Below are 12,794 nucleotides of genomic sequence, written 5' to 3'. Positions count from 1 at the left end.
GAGGTGAGGAGGCTCTCTCCTCTCCGTCGCCCGGGACCGGGCGGCGGGGCAACGCGGATCATCTTGGCTATGCCGAAGCAGCCCTGCCTCATCGTGCCCCTGCTCGCGATCGTCCTCGGGACCGTCCCGGGAACGCAGGCGCTGGCGCAACCGGGGCCGGGCCAGCCGGGCGGCCTCCCGACGCATCGCCCGCCCGGCACCTTCAAGGCCTCGACGCTGATCGGGCTCGGCGTCATCGGCCAGGACCACGTGAAGGTCGGCAAGATCGAGGACGTGCTGGTCGATCGCGGTGGCCGCATCCAGGCCGTGATCCTCGATGTCGGCGGCTTCCTCGGCATCGGGACGAAGCGGGTCGCGGTGCCCTTCGACAGGTTCGCCTGGAATACCGATGCCCGGGCGGGGAAGGGGCGCGACCCCTCCATCGTCAAGGCGGAGAACGCCCCCTCGGCGGAGACCGCCGCGACGGCGGGGCCGGAGACCATGCCGGGCGCCCGGACGAGCGACAGCGCCCTGAGTGCCGAGACCAGCGCCAACACGGGCGAGAACACGGGGTCGGCCGAACGGGCGGACGCGTCGCGCGGGCGGGCCACCATCGAGGTCGGAGAGCCGGTGGAGGGGGAAGTTCGCATGACCCGGGCGGAGCTGGAAGCCGCACCGACCTTCAGCTACGAGGTTGGCGGGAAGCCGTGATCGCGCACGATCCGCGCCGTCGAGCCCTCACGCACATCGCCCCCGCGATGGCCAGGGCTGCGTCCGTCCAAGTTCGCGAGAAAGTTGGTAGCGAGGGAGGGATTTGAACCCCCGACACAAGGATTATGATGCCCCGGTTTATCCTGTGCTCATAAAGCCTTAGCTGCTCCGGAGGCGTCAAACCCGCCACCTTCGATCAACCACTTAGGTCTCTTTTGTCAAACCTGACGGAGGCCGCGGCATGCCCATCAGCGCAGACCGCATGAAACTCTATCCGGGCGGCTCAATCCGCTCGCGCGAGTGGCAAGACCTCCGCTATCGGATCATGCAGCGCGCGGAGTTCCGCTGCGAGGGCACGCCGATGTTCCCGGAGTGCCGGGCCGTCAACAACGACAAGCACCCAGAGACCGGCGCCACCGTCGTGCTGACGACGGCGCACCTGGACCAGAACCCGCTCAACAACGACGACGGCAATCTACGCGCCCTTTGCCAGCGATGCCACAACACTTGGGACGCACCCCATCGTAGAGCCAATGCGACGGTCACAAGGCACAGCAAGCGCGGACAGCCCGATCTGTTCGGCCTTTCCTCCCCCTTTCCCATGCAGAAGGACGGGACGGATGAAGTCGGCGCGCTCTAGCGCAGCGCGGAGGACAGATCCGTCGAACAGGTTTATGATGCGCTCGCATCCGGCCTCCCACAGCTGTTCGAGTTGAAGGTCGGGGTTCTGGTCCAGGGTTGATACCGTAGCGTAGCCTATGCGCACGCCGCAGTATCGTTTCTCGTCGTGCGGGAAAGATAATGAGACTGAGATTTAAAGACTGATTTTGAGACGGGAAAGGGGCCTGTGCGACGTCGCATAGGCCCCTCTGCTTTTGGATTTTAGAAACGGCCGTTTCTACACCTATCACCTAGCTCGATCAGGAGTAACCGGACAGTGGTTTTCCACACGCCGAGCAAGAGATTTCCTTATATCACGAAGAAGTCCTGGCTAAGTAAGGTAGGACGATTATCCAATACAGCAAACAGAACCGCATCTATTGAACCTTTACCGTCATAGTCAAAATACAAGTTACCAGTGTTGTGATCGTATAAGATCCTATCATTATCGTCGATAGAAGAATCCTGCGAAGTTATATCTTTAAAAAATTCGCCTGAAAATTCACCCGAAGTGAGTCCGGAGAACACGGATTTGTCCAGTCGAAATGTATCACTTCTGACTTCAAAATCGGAAATATGGTCGACATTGCTTGGACCAAATTGACTGCTAAAGCAAAAAGTGTCGTTGCCAGCTCCGCCGGAAAGAATGTCATTCCCTAATTTGCCATTGATCAGGTTGGAGCCTGCGTTACCAATGATCACGTTATCGCTTTTGTTACCAGTAGCTTCTTTAGACTCCGATCCCATAAGGAATAAATTTTCCACATTGGCCGACAATTCATAACTAATGTATGATTCAACTGCATCTGTACCAGAGTCAACTTTCTCAATAACTACATCAAGATTATTCATCGCGACATAAGTATCATTGCCCTCACCGCCCTCGAAGACATTAGCACCGCTGCCACCAATAAACTTATTGTCGAATTCATTACCAGTAAGTTTGAGGCCAATACTGCTGCTTAAGTCCGAACAGGTCAGAAGCTCGATTTCCTGGCCCGCCTGCAAGGTGTAGTCAACGTCAGTCCGCACTGTATCGTATCCGCTATGCGCATCTTCAAACACGCGATCTCCTTGAGAGTTGACATAATACGTGTCATTCCCAACAAAACCCATCATCTGGTCGTCACCTGCTCCGCTGTAAATTTTATTCGCGAGCCAATTACCGTGAAGTGAGAGACCTTTCGATCCAGCATTCGCATGCAAATTTTCGATTTCTTGTCTATCAATGCTGTATAATACATCAGAACTCAAGGAATAATCGATACTAGTATAGACTGTATCATTCCCTTGACCTGTGTCGTCTGAAATTCTATCACCGATATCATCAACAAAGTAAGTATCATTACCCTCCCCGCCCCACATGTAATCGGCACCGCTACCGCCATCAAGTTGATCATCGCCAGCCTGGCCAATTAGTGTGTCGGCCCCCTCTTGCCCCAGCAGACGATCATTACCTGACCCGCCGATAAGAATGTCAGCGCCGGTACCTCCGAAAATAACGTCGTCACCTCCGCCGCCACCTAAACGATCATTTCCGGCTTTGCCGAGCAGAATATCAGTTTTATCGGAGCCACCGATAATGTCATTACCAGCACCTGCCGAAAAAAACTCGTACTTAGCGGAAGTTGGCGTCACGTTAGCTTGAATATCGGGGACTTTTTGCAATACCTCTTGCTGCAGATCCAAAGCAGCGGCAGTCTGTTCGAACTTGTAGCGCGTTGCCTCATCCAACCACTTGAACTCATAGGTTTTTGGATCGAAAGACCACTTAGCTCCACTGAAAGTCTTATCAATCTGAGACTCATCAAATACGAGCAACTCTTTGTCAGGGATGACTGCAGTCGCATTAATGGAAGTGAGATCAAGTGAGTCTACATTATTACCAAGAGAGAAGGAGTGCACATTCACAGGGACGGGCTTCCTGCCCTCCAGAGGCTCGATATAGTTGAGAGCGCCGTTGACTGTCTCACCGATGACATATGCTGCACCGATCGAAACGGTGGCTCCTATAACCGCGGCGGCGATCGGGGCAGCGCCTAACGTTGCTGCAGCGCCAATCGCAATACCGCCTGCGATCGTGCCAATCTCACCTGACAAGATGGCAACGCTGGCGGAGCGAACACCCCTAAGGGCTGCATCTTGAACGGAGCCGCCCTGATCAAGCACTTTATTTGCGTCGTTCAAACCATCCATCACAGGCAGCAACTTTCCAAGTGCTGTCGCGCTGATGTGGGTCCCCTTGCCGATCAAATCGGCTGATTTAGAACCAAGAGCGTTCACAGCATCGTCAAGAGCCCCGTCAATTTTTTTGAATGAGTCCGCGAACTTACCGAGGCGTTTCTCAATAAGCTCAAGGTTGGTAAGGCTATCATCGAGACGTTCGAGACTAAGATCATCGATGTAAGATGGCACTCCATTCGCAAGTTCGTTTGCTAATCCGCTTGCATATTCGGCAGCATTTTTGGAGCCCTCGACCATCAAGCTTCCGACGTTTTCTAAAACACCAACAGATTTGCTGGCCAGCTCGGGATACTGTTTAAAAATATCCTTAAAACTACGTACTTCGTCATCATCAGCAATAGTAATGTCAGCAGATGGTTTTTTGATCGAAATGTCGCGATCGGATCCATTGATAGTGAACGTGACCGTGCGATCGGGCTCGACCTTGTCGTTGCCGTTCAGCTGGAGTGAAATTATTTTTGAGGTTTCACCTACTCCGAACGTCGCTTGACCAGTAAGCTGAGCAATATCCGCAGCAGAGACGCCTTTAATAGCCCAAGCAATGACTGATCCACCCCCATGGGAGTGGTCCGCCCTTTTGGTATGGCTTTTGAGCCAGGAGGACGGACGAGATGGCGAAGCGACCGAAGCCTGAGGAGATTGTTGCCAAGCTGCGGCAGGCGGACGTGTTGATCTCCCAAGGTCAAAGCGTGGCCGAGGCGATCCGCGCGATCGGCGTGACCGAAGTGACGTACTACCGCTGGCGCAAGGAGTACGGCGGGCTGAAGTCGGGCCAGGTCCGGCGCATGAAGGATCTGGAGGCGGAGAACCAGCGGCTGCGCAAGGCCATTGCGGACCTGACGCTGGACAAGCTGATCCTGCAGGAGGCCGCCCGGGGAAACTTCTGAGCCCCGCGCGCCGGCGCGCCTGTGTCGAGCACGTCATGGACGCACTCAGCGTCTCCGAGCGCCGCGCCTGCCGTGCGCTCGGGCAGCATCGCTCGACACAGCGCAAGGTGCCGCGGGGCCGCGATGATGAGGCAGCGCTGACCGCCGACCTTGTCGAATTGGCAAAGAAGTACGGCCGCTACGGCTATCGCAAGATCAGCGCGCTGCTGAAGGCGGCGGGTTGGCTGGTCAACGACAAGCGGGTTGAGCGCATTTGGCGGCGCGAGGGGCTGAAGGTGCCCGCGCGCCAACCCAAGCGCGGCCGGGTGTGGGACGGCGCCGGCTCCTGCCTCCGGTTACGGCCGGAACAGCGCAACCACGTCTGGTCGTATGATTTCGTCGAGGCGCGCACGCACGACGGACGTAAGTTCCGGATGCTCAACGTGGTCGACGAGTTCACGCGCGAGTGCCTGGCCATCCGTGTGGACCGGAAACTGAAGGCGGCGGACGTGATCGATGTGCTCTCTGACCTGTTCATCCTGCGCGGCGTGCCGGCTCACATCCGCTCGGACAATGGGCCGGAGTTCATCGCCAAGTCTGTTCAGACTTGGATCACAGGTGTCGGAGCCAAGACGGCCTACATCGCGCCGGGCTCACCGTGGGAAAACGGGTACGTCGAGAGTTTCAACGCATGCTTGCGGGACGAGCTCCTCAATGGCGAGATCTTCTACACGCTCAAGGAGGCGCAGACCGTGATCGAGAGCTGGAGACGCCACTACAACACGGTCAGACCGCACGGTTCATTGGGCTACCGACCACCAGCCCCAGAGGTGTTCATCCCTGCCTTCATCAGTTGGCCGGCCGCCTCGGCCAAGATGTCCATGGTGGAGCGGCCCACCGTGCACTAACTTCGAACCTGGGCCACCTCGTGGGGGCAGATCATAGGCGCAGTGATCAGCAATCGTCGTCCTTCTTGCCGACCTTCTGGTCCGCGCCTGCATTGTTCATCGCACCGACCGTACCAGGCGAAGCCGGCTGCTCGCCGCCTGCGAGGTTCTTGGCGCCTGGGTCCGTGCGATCCCCCTTGTTGGCCTGCGCCGTCGAACCCGTGTTCGCGCCCGCCGCCTGGTTCGCGCCGACGTTGTTCATGGCGCCGACGGTCCCCGGCGAGGCCGGCTGCTCGCCGCCCGCGAGGTTCTTGCTGGAGGTGTCGACATCCGAGCTCTTCGGGTTCGCCGCTTGCTGCCCGGGGTTCTTGTCCTTGGTCGTGCCGGTGTTGCACGGAGCGGCCAGCGCAAAGCTGCTCGAGAGGGCCAGCGCAGCAGCAGCGCTGATGAAGGTTGAAGCTTTCATGGTGCGTTCCTCCAAGTCTAATTGGCGCGGAGAGAATCATCCAGCTGCTCAGAAGTTCCTTAGGGAGCGGCAGACTGATTTTGTGCGGTGCCAAGGGTGCTCGCTGCCTTCAGAAATCGCGGTGCACGTGGCAATCTTGTTGGCTCGGCCGGAGAAGCGATGACGGACCCTCGAATAGAGCGCTATGTCCGTGGCATGTTGGTCGGCGGCCTTTTGCTCGCCGCCCTGTTCGTCCTCGGCGCCTTGCTCATCTGGCACTTGGCATGACCGAACCCCGCCGCTTCCAGCCGCCCTGGCGCCTCGTTGAACTCGAAGAAGCCATCCGCATTGAGGACGCCTCGGGCTTCCCGGTCGCCTACGTCTACCTCGCCGACGACGAGCAGCGTCGCTCCGCTGCCCAACGCATGTCGCGCGAGGAAGCGCGGCGGATTGCAATCCGGATCGCCGCCATCCCGGAGATGCAGATCGCGATGATGGAACTGGAGAACGAGCGCGACGAGGCGCTCGCCTTATCGGCGAAGAAGAAGCACTGATCCTTGCGGGGTCCGCTCCCGATCCAGGCCCGCAAGGTGCTGGCCGCGCTCACCGACGAGTTCGCCACGCCGGGCGCAATCGCTGGGCGGGCGGGGCTGCCTACGCGCTCGCGCACCGAGGCGGCCGCGCGGATCTGCGAGGCGCTGGAAGCCGGAACACTGCTTCCTATCCAACCGCTCAGTGCTCACATCGGTAAGGCGGATTCCTCTCGCGCGCGTTCGTGATATGGCCGCCTGAAGCGGCACAGCTTACCCGAAGGGCGTCGTAGGTCCGATGATGGCTCCAAGCGACGAGGAACGGCGCGACCGACAGGAGGATTGCGGCCCCAGCGAGCAGGCACGCTATGCGGCGGTTAGGTCCGTGGGGCTCTGACCGCTCGGGGCGCGGCGGAATGGGAGCAAGGAAAGCTACCGTTAACCCGAGCCAGCTCAGCCCGCTCATGGCCTGCCCCCACCCGTGAGGTACATCCAACAATCGCCCGTCGCTCCGGGCAAGGTTCGCCGCGTCTGTTCAACATATCAGGCTGCGGGCGGTGCTGTGATCGATGCGCGGCGTATCGTCTCGACGGCGCGGGCTGGCCGAGCGGGGTGGGATGAAGGTGCGGCCGAAGTGGCAGCGGATTGCCTCGCGGTGACGTGATACCAATCGGTGGTGATCATAACTGATAGGCCCAGTCACGCAGGCCGATGGACATGATCTTCCAAGGCTGGTCGATGAACCGGTTCCAGACCTGACAGCACTGCTCGACAATGTCCTCGTAGGACGAGAAGACGCGGTCGCCGAGCCAGTTGTCGCGCAGGAACTGCCAGACATTCTCGACCGGGTTGAGTTCCGGGGCGCAGGCTGGCAGCGGCAGCAGGGTGATGTTGGCGGGCACGACGAGGTCGTGGGCGACGTGCCAGCCCGCCCCATCGAGGATCAGCACGGCGTGGGCGCCTTCCTCGACGCTGCAGCTGATCTCCCTGAGGTGCTCGTTCATCGCCGCGGTATCGCATCTCGGCATGATGAGGCCGGCACCCTTGCCCTTCTCGGGACAGATCGCTCCGAAGATGTAGGCGTGGGCCGTGCGTTGGTCCTTGGGCGCCGAGGGCCGGCTGCCGCGGCGCGCCCAGCGGCGGGGCAGCGTGTTCTTCTGGCCGACCCGAGCCTCGTCTGACCACCACACCTCGATGGCCGTGCCAGCCGGCAGCCGGGTTCGGATCGCCCTCACCTCGGCGGGCAAGTTTTTTTGAAGGCTGCCAGTGCGGCCGGGTCCTGCTCATGATGGCGCGGGCGTGCCGACAGCTTGCGGAAGCCGAGTTGTTTCACCGTGCGGCCCACCGTGCTCTCGTCCAGGCTCACGCCGAAGCTGGCGTAGATCCAGGCGGCGAGATCCTTCAGCCGCCAGCGCACCACGCCGTGTCGATCCGGGTCCGGCCCGCTCTCGACGATCTGCGCCAGCGCTTGACGCTGCGCATCGCTCAACTTGGCTGGGTTGCCCGGGGCCTTGCGGTTGATCAGCCCGGCCGGGCCAGCTGCGTTGAAGGCGAGCACCCAATCGCGCACCGTCTGCAACCCTACCACCCCGATCCGAGCCGCATCCGTGCGGCTGCCGCCCTCGTAGATCTCGGCCAGCGCCAGCAGCCGGCGGCTCTGGCCCGCGTCTCGGCTGGCCTTGGCCAGACGTCGAAGATCGTCGGCGTTGAAATCCTCACGCAGAGCAACCGCAGCGGACATGGCAAACCCTCCCGGTTTGCCTCATCGAACCAGATCCGCCGCCGATACGAAACCTCGTGAGTCGCTATCACCGTCGACCGGTATGAGTGGAGTTTTTCCTCATCGTGTCTCAACCTGCGCCATGACCGAGTTGCACCAGTCCGATGAACTCCTGAGCGAGGCGTTCCGCTTTCTCGTCGACAGCGGCTTGCCGGTGCAGATCGCCGAAGCTGGCGATGGATTTCGCTTCGAGATCGAGGGTCGGGAAATTCGCGCCGACGCGATCATCTGCGGCGCCTTCTTGCTCGGCATGCGCGATGAGCCGAAGCGCCCCGTCCACTGACCGTTCGCCTGCTTCCTCGATCTCGGCAACTCGGCCGCTCACGCAGCGATCATCTCCTCCTGCACCCCATTGAGATAGCCGGTGAGCCTAAGGGCAACAGCCAGATCTGCGCATTGGATCCAGAGTGCGGTAGGCAGGGCGCAGAGTTCGAGGTTGCGCAAGATCGACTCCCCCGCAAGCGCAGCTTCCCTCTCCAGCGAGTGAGCCAGGATGCGAGCCCCACGCGGAGTGGCGATCATGACGGAGATTGTGACCATACAGACCCAACAGGGCGTAGCAGACATCGTTGCCAGGGCAAGGCTGCGGCTTCCTCGACTTGGGCAACTCGGCGGTGGAGGAGGCGGTGATGGAGCTCGACCTGAGCCCGTCGGCATCCCTATCTAGGAATTCAGGTGGTGGGCGCTATCCTCGGACGCTTGACCGCGAAGGCGCCGTCCCGACCTACCGACAGGCACACCACGACGGAGCTGATGGAGATCGCTTGGCACGGTAGCGGGTCGGTTAAAATCCACCCCGGTTGACCCGGTCTTGGTCGCAGCGGGTGTGCATGGCATGGTGAGGCATGACGGACCGCGAAGAATCCCAGCGTCTTCTCATGGAATTCATCGATGGCGGGGACGCGAGCCAAGCCGCTGCCGCAGCAGGAACGATTGTCGCGTTCGTGGCCAAAATCGATGGTCCGGCCGCTCAGATCGCGGCGCTGAATGAATTGCGCCTCGCTCTCGCCAATCAATGCAAGACGCGCGATCTGTCTGGCGAGGCTGAGGACCGCCACGTTATCATCGAGGATGCGATAGAGAAGGCGATGAATGGCCTTCAAGGAAAGCCGGCATGATCGCCCCCAGACGCCTCCGAGCCGCCAATTAGCTCGCCAAGTTCATCGTGGATGTGCCGACAGGCGAGGCGACAAGGGCTGTGGCGAGCGGGACTTCATCGTGCCACAAGCGTCGGTCCCGCCCTACTTGAAGGCGCTGAGGGCGCTGGCCAGGGAGCGGGCACGTGTCTGACGACCCGACAGTCGGCGATCTGGTAAAGGCGGACATCCTCACCGATGACGACGTGCGCGCTGCCGTCGATGCGTACATGGCTGACCCGAGCACGAGCCTGTTCGGGCTAGGGGAAAGTTACGAGCTCGATCTCACTGGCGCCCTGAAGAGCAATCGTTGGGTCTCCCAGGTGATGGCGGATGTGTCGTCAACCGAGGAGCTGAGGCGCGCGGCGGCCCGTACAGCGATCTGGCTAGCGCGGCCGGAGAAGCGAAGGGCAGGGTGACAAGGCTGAGAGTTCACGTATGAACTTTTTGCGCCATCACGGCTTATTTCTATGACCTTCTGGTGCGTTCCTTTAGGTCGTTAACGGGGAGCCGGTTTGAAGGCGCTTGGCTATGGCCAAGCATCCTTCGACCGGCTCTTCCCGTCGAGCCCCCGACTGCACCACAGTTGACAGCGACAACGAAAGAGCCCGCCGCAGCGTTGGCTGGACGGGCCCTGGCTCAATCTCTAGGCGCAGTGATCAGCAATCGTCGTCCTTCTTGCCGACCTTCTGGTCCGCGCCTGCATTGTTCATCGCACCGACCGTACCAGGCGAAGCCGGCTGCTCGCCGCCTGCGAGGTTCTTGGCGCCTGGGTCCGTGCGATCCCCCTTGTTGGCCTGCGCCGTCGAACCCGTGTTCGCGCCCGCCGCCTGGTTCGCGCCGACGTTGTTCATGGCGCCGACGGTCCCCGGCGAGGCCGGCTGCTCGCCGCCCGCGAGGTTCTTGCTGGAGGTGTCGACATCCGAGCTCTTCGGGTTCGCCGCTTGCTGCCCGGGGTTCTTGTCCTTGGTCGTGCCGGTGTTGCACGGAGCGGCCAGCGCAAAGCTGCTCGAGAGGGCCAGCGCAGCAGCAGCGCTGATGAAGGTTGAAGCTTTCATGGTGCGTTCCTCCAAGTCTAATTGGCGCGGAGAGAATCATCCAGCTGCTCAGAAGTTCCTTAGGGAGCGGCAGACTGATTTTGTGCGGTGCCGATGGTGGCCGCCGGCAGTAAGAGCCTCGCTGTACATAGCAACGCTGCTGCCTCGGCCGGAAAGTGGTCAGCTCTGGCGCCAGTCGCCAGCAGCTCACGCATTCGCGGTCGGCAGTTCAGACAGCTGTGTCGTGTAGCGCGGGGTCCGCATCTCGAACTTGGTGCTCCAGTCGCGCTTCGCCTCAAGGCCCGCGCGCGCCGGGACCACTGTGCCGCGGCCGAAGCGGGCGTTGCAGGCATCTATCGCTGCCATCAGCGGCCCAGAGTGCTCCCGATCGAGGCGGCCGATCAGCGCCCGCGGGCTCGCCTCCAGCAGCATCAGGTCGGTCGTGACGATGCCGGCCTTGCTGTAACGCCAGGCGCGCTCGCCGGGCTCGCGCCACGTCTTCGCGACGCCGAGGCGCGCGGCCTTGATCAGGGCCAGGGTGTCGTTCGTCGCTTCCGGCAGCGTCACGGTGGTCGAGACCGACCGCATCGGCTCGCCGCGGTCGTGCTCGCTGGTGTGGTAGAAGACCGTCACATGCGAGGTACCGAGACCACCGCGCCGCAGCTTCTCCCCGAGCCGGGTCGCGTGGGCGGACACCGCCTGCTCCATCGTCTCGCGATCGCTGATCCGGGATGAGAAGGAGCGCGTTACGGCGCAGCCCTTGCGCTGGGCCGGCATCAGCTCGAGGGGCAAGCAGGACAGGCCGCGCAGCTCGTGAATGATGCGCTCGCCTACCACGGTCATGGCCTTGCGGACGGGCCGTGGGTCGAGATCGCGCAGATCGGCCACGCTGTCGACGCCCATTGCCTCGAGCTTGGCGAGCGAGGCGCGGCCGATGCCCCAGACCTCGCCGACATGCACCCGGCAGAGCCAGGCCGCCCGCTCATCCTCGTCGCTGAGATCGCAGACGCCGCCGAGATCGGGAATGCTCTTGGCGATGTGATTGGCAAGCTTCGCCAGCGTCTTCGTTGGACCGATGCCGACACAGGTCGGGATGCCGGTCCAAGCTTTCACCGTAGCACGCAGATCCCGAGCGAGCTCGAGGCGGTCGCGCTCTCGCACGTCCGACAGGTCGAGGAAGCTCTCGTCGATCGAGTAGATCTCCACGGCCTTCGCGAAGTCGCGGTAGACCGCGTTGGTGCGCGCCGACATGTCGCCGTAGAGTGTGTAGTTCGAGGAGAAGACCCGCACGCCTTGCGCGCGGCAGATGTCCCGGATCTTGAAGTACGGCTCGCCCATGCGGATGCCGAGCGCCTTGGCCTCGGCCGTGCGGGCGATCGCGCAGCCGTCGTTGTTCGAGAGCACGATGACGGGCACGCCGGCGAGCTTCGGATCGAACACACGCTCGCAGGAGCAGTAGAAGCTGTTGCCGTCGATCAGGGCGATGGCGCGCGTCATCGCACGAGGCCCGCCCGCGCGATGTGCCAGCGGATCGAGAAGCGCACGACGCCCCAGATCTCAGCCTCTCCAAGCTCCTCGACGGCGAACACCGGCAGTTCCGAATTGTCGAAGGCAAGGCGTGCCACGTTCCCGTCGATGACAAGGCGCTTGATCGACATCTCACCGTCAACGGCCGCCACGACGACGCTGCCGTGACCGGCCTTGAGGCTGCGATCGACGACCGCAAGATCGCGATCGAAGATGCCGGCACCTCGCATCGAGTCGCCCGAAATGTTCCAGGCGAAGGTCGCTGGTGGGTTCGGCGCGAGCCAGCGCGGCAACTCCAGGGCCCCTTCCAGAAAGTCGTCAGCGGGCGACGGGAAGCCGGCGCAAAGGCACTGGCCGAGGATCGGGATGTGGACGAGATCCCGACCGCCATCGCCGCCATCGCTGATGCGATAGACGCCCATCCGCCTCCCCGTGTGAGAACATACGAGGAACAAACAGGATGGGCGGCCTCGGTTCAATCCGGAGTCTGCCCGCCGCCGTTCAAGCCTGTGCACTCCTGTGGACGGCGGCCAGAAAGATGAGGCGGCGACGGCTGTTAGGCGTGCTGCAAAATGTGAATGGGAACCGGCGATGGTGATGCGGACGAGCTACGCGGTCCCGCAATCTCGCCTGAGCGCGATCCACCCGCTTCGGGAACCGCCTCAGCTCATCCAGCTCACCGCGGCGGGCTTTTATGGGGCTACAAGCTGCAGGATCTTACGGCTCGGAACCTTCGAGCGTAACAGTTGCGGGGGGATGAGCGACATAGATAAAGTTACTATTGATTAACCTAGGTAGGTGCGCGCGAGCACATCATTGGCATAGCCTGCAAGCGCTGGTAGTCTAGGCTATTGGCGTGGCCCTGCTTCACGAAAGTCTCCTAAGCTGGAATGGCAGGGCCACTTTTTACTGATATTTAGGGAATATCATACTACAAATTTTTTGTCTAAGTTCATCCTTCAGGCGAGCGTTGCAAAATTTACCAATAGACA

General features: G+C 61.2%; 13 protein-coding genes. 6 read left to right on the top strand and 7 right to left on the bottom strand.

Annotation, left to right across the window (positions count from 1 at the left end; all coding sequences use genetic code 11):
* Positions 1-69 precede the first annotated feature (69 nt).
* Together DK389_RS25285 and DK389_RS32890 are read left to right on the top strand one after the other, a co-directional pair.
* The gene (locus tag DK389_RS25285) at positions 70-690 is read left to right on the top strand and encodes a PRC-barrel domain-containing protein (RefSeq protein WP_109893791.1); all 621 of its coding nucleotides are present in this window, start codon (positions 70-72) and stop codon (positions 688-690) included.
* A 241-nt stretch (positions 691-931) separates the two neighbouring features.
* Positions 932-1,330: an HNH endonuclease gene (locus tag DK389_RS32890; protein WP_162560849.1), complete on the top strand. Its 399-nt coding sequence runs from the start codon at positions 932-934 to the stop codon at positions 1,328-1,330.
* A 329-nt stretch (positions 1,331-1,659) separates the two neighbouring features.
* Here the strand turns inward: DK389_RS32890 and DK389_RS25275 are convergent, their stop codons facing one another.
* Positions 1,660-3,831, bottom strand: coding sequence for a calcium-binding protein (locus DK389_RS25275; protein ID WP_109893789.1), 2,172 nt, complete (start codon positions 3,829-3,831; stop codon positions 1,660-1,662).
* A gap of 374 nt (positions 3,832-4,205) precedes the next feature.
* On the opposite strand from DK389_RS25275, the gene DK389_RS25270 reads away from it, so the two are divergent.
* Positions 4,206-5,368, top strand: a protein-coding gene (locus DK389_RS25270; protein ID WP_109893787.1) for an IS3 family transposase whose coding sequence is annotated in 2 segments (ribosomal slippage) — positions 4,206-4,467 and positions 4,467-5,368 — 1,164 coding nt in all. Because the reading frame shifts where the segments join, the coding sequence is not laid out codon by codon here.
* A 46-nt stretch (positions 5,369-5,414) separates the two neighbouring features.
* On the opposite strand, the gene DK389_RS25265 is transcribed toward DK389_RS25270, so the two are convergent.
* On the bottom strand, positions 5,415-5,828 hold the full coding sequence (locus DK389_RS25265) for an exopolysaccharide production protein YjbE (RefSeq protein ID WP_472436458.1): 414 nt from the start codon (positions 5,826-5,828) through the stop codon (positions 5,415-5,417).
* Positions 5,829-6,076: 248 nt separating this feature from the next.
* Between DK389_RS25265 and DK389_RS25260 the strand changes: the two genes are divergently transcribed.
* Positions 6,077-6,346, top strand: a complete 270-nt coding sequence (locus DK389_RS25260) for a hypothetical protein (protein ID WP_109893785.1) — start codon at positions 6,077-6,079, stop codon at positions 6,344-6,346.
* Positions 6,347-7,002: 656 nt separating this feature from the next.
* On the opposite strand, the gene DK389_RS25255 is transcribed toward DK389_RS25260, so the two are convergent.
* Both DK389_RS25255 and DK389_RS32885 read right to left on the bottom strand, forming a co-directional pair.
* A protein-coding gene (locus tag DK389_RS25255; RefSeq protein ID WP_109890655.1) for an IS630 family transposase occupies positions 7,003-8,063 on the bottom strand; the annotation gives its coding sequence in 2 pieces (ribosomal slippage) (positions 7,003-7,559 and positions 7,559-8,063; 1,062 coding nt in all).
* A gap of 109 nt (positions 8,064-8,172) precedes the next feature.
* The gene (locus tag DK389_RS32885; protein ID WP_162560848.1) at positions 8,173-8,427 is read right to left on the bottom strand and encodes a hypothetical protein; all 255 of its coding nucleotides are present in this window, start codon (positions 8,425-8,427) and stop codon (positions 8,173-8,175) included.
* Positions 8,428-8,947: 520 nt separating this feature from the next.
* Between DK389_RS32885 and DK389_RS25240 the strand changes: the two genes are divergently transcribed.
* Positions 8,948-9,220, top strand: a complete 273-nt coding sequence (locus DK389_RS25240) for a hypothetical protein (RefSeq protein ID WP_109893779.1) — start codon at positions 8,948-8,950, stop codon at positions 9,218-9,220.
* 164 nt (positions 9,221-9,384) lie between these two features.
* On the top strand, positions 9,385-9,657 hold the full coding sequence (locus DK389_RS25235; RefSeq protein WP_109893777.1) for a hypothetical protein: 273 nt from the start codon (positions 9,385-9,387) through the stop codon (positions 9,655-9,657).
* Positions 9,658-9,897: 240 nt separating this feature from the next.
* On the opposite strand, the gene DK389_RS25230 is transcribed toward DK389_RS25235, so the two are convergent.
* From DK389_RS25230 to DK389_RS25220, 3 genes are all read right to left on the bottom strand, one after another.
* Complete coding sequence (locus DK389_RS25230; protein WP_109893775.1) at positions 9,898-10,296, bottom strand: exopolysaccharide production protein YjbE; 399 nt, start codon at positions 10,294-10,296, stop codon at positions 9,898-9,900.
* Between the two features lie 186 nt (positions 10,297-10,482).
* Positions 10,483-11,772: a Y-family DNA polymerase gene (locus DK389_RS25225; RefSeq protein ID WP_109893773.1), complete on the bottom strand. Its 1,290-nt coding sequence runs from the start codon at positions 11,770-11,772 to the stop codon at positions 10,483-10,485.
* Positions 11,769-12,224: a LexA family protein gene (locus DK389_RS25220; protein ID WP_109893771.1), complete on the bottom strand. Its 456-nt coding sequence runs from the start codon at positions 12,222-12,224 to the stop codon at positions 11,769-11,771. The genes DK389_RS25225 and DK389_RS25220 overlap by 4 nt, the downstream gene beginning before the upstream one ends.
* Between the last annotated feature and the right edge of the window lie 570 nt (positions 12,225-12,794).

This window comes from Methylobacterium durans (assembly GCF_003173715.1).
GTDB classification, from domain to species: domain Bacteria; phylum Pseudomonadota; class Alphaproteobacteria; order Rhizobiales; family Beijerinckiaceae; genus Methylobacterium; species Methylobacterium durans.
This window is presented reverse-complemented; position numbering and strand designations above follow the sequence as displayed.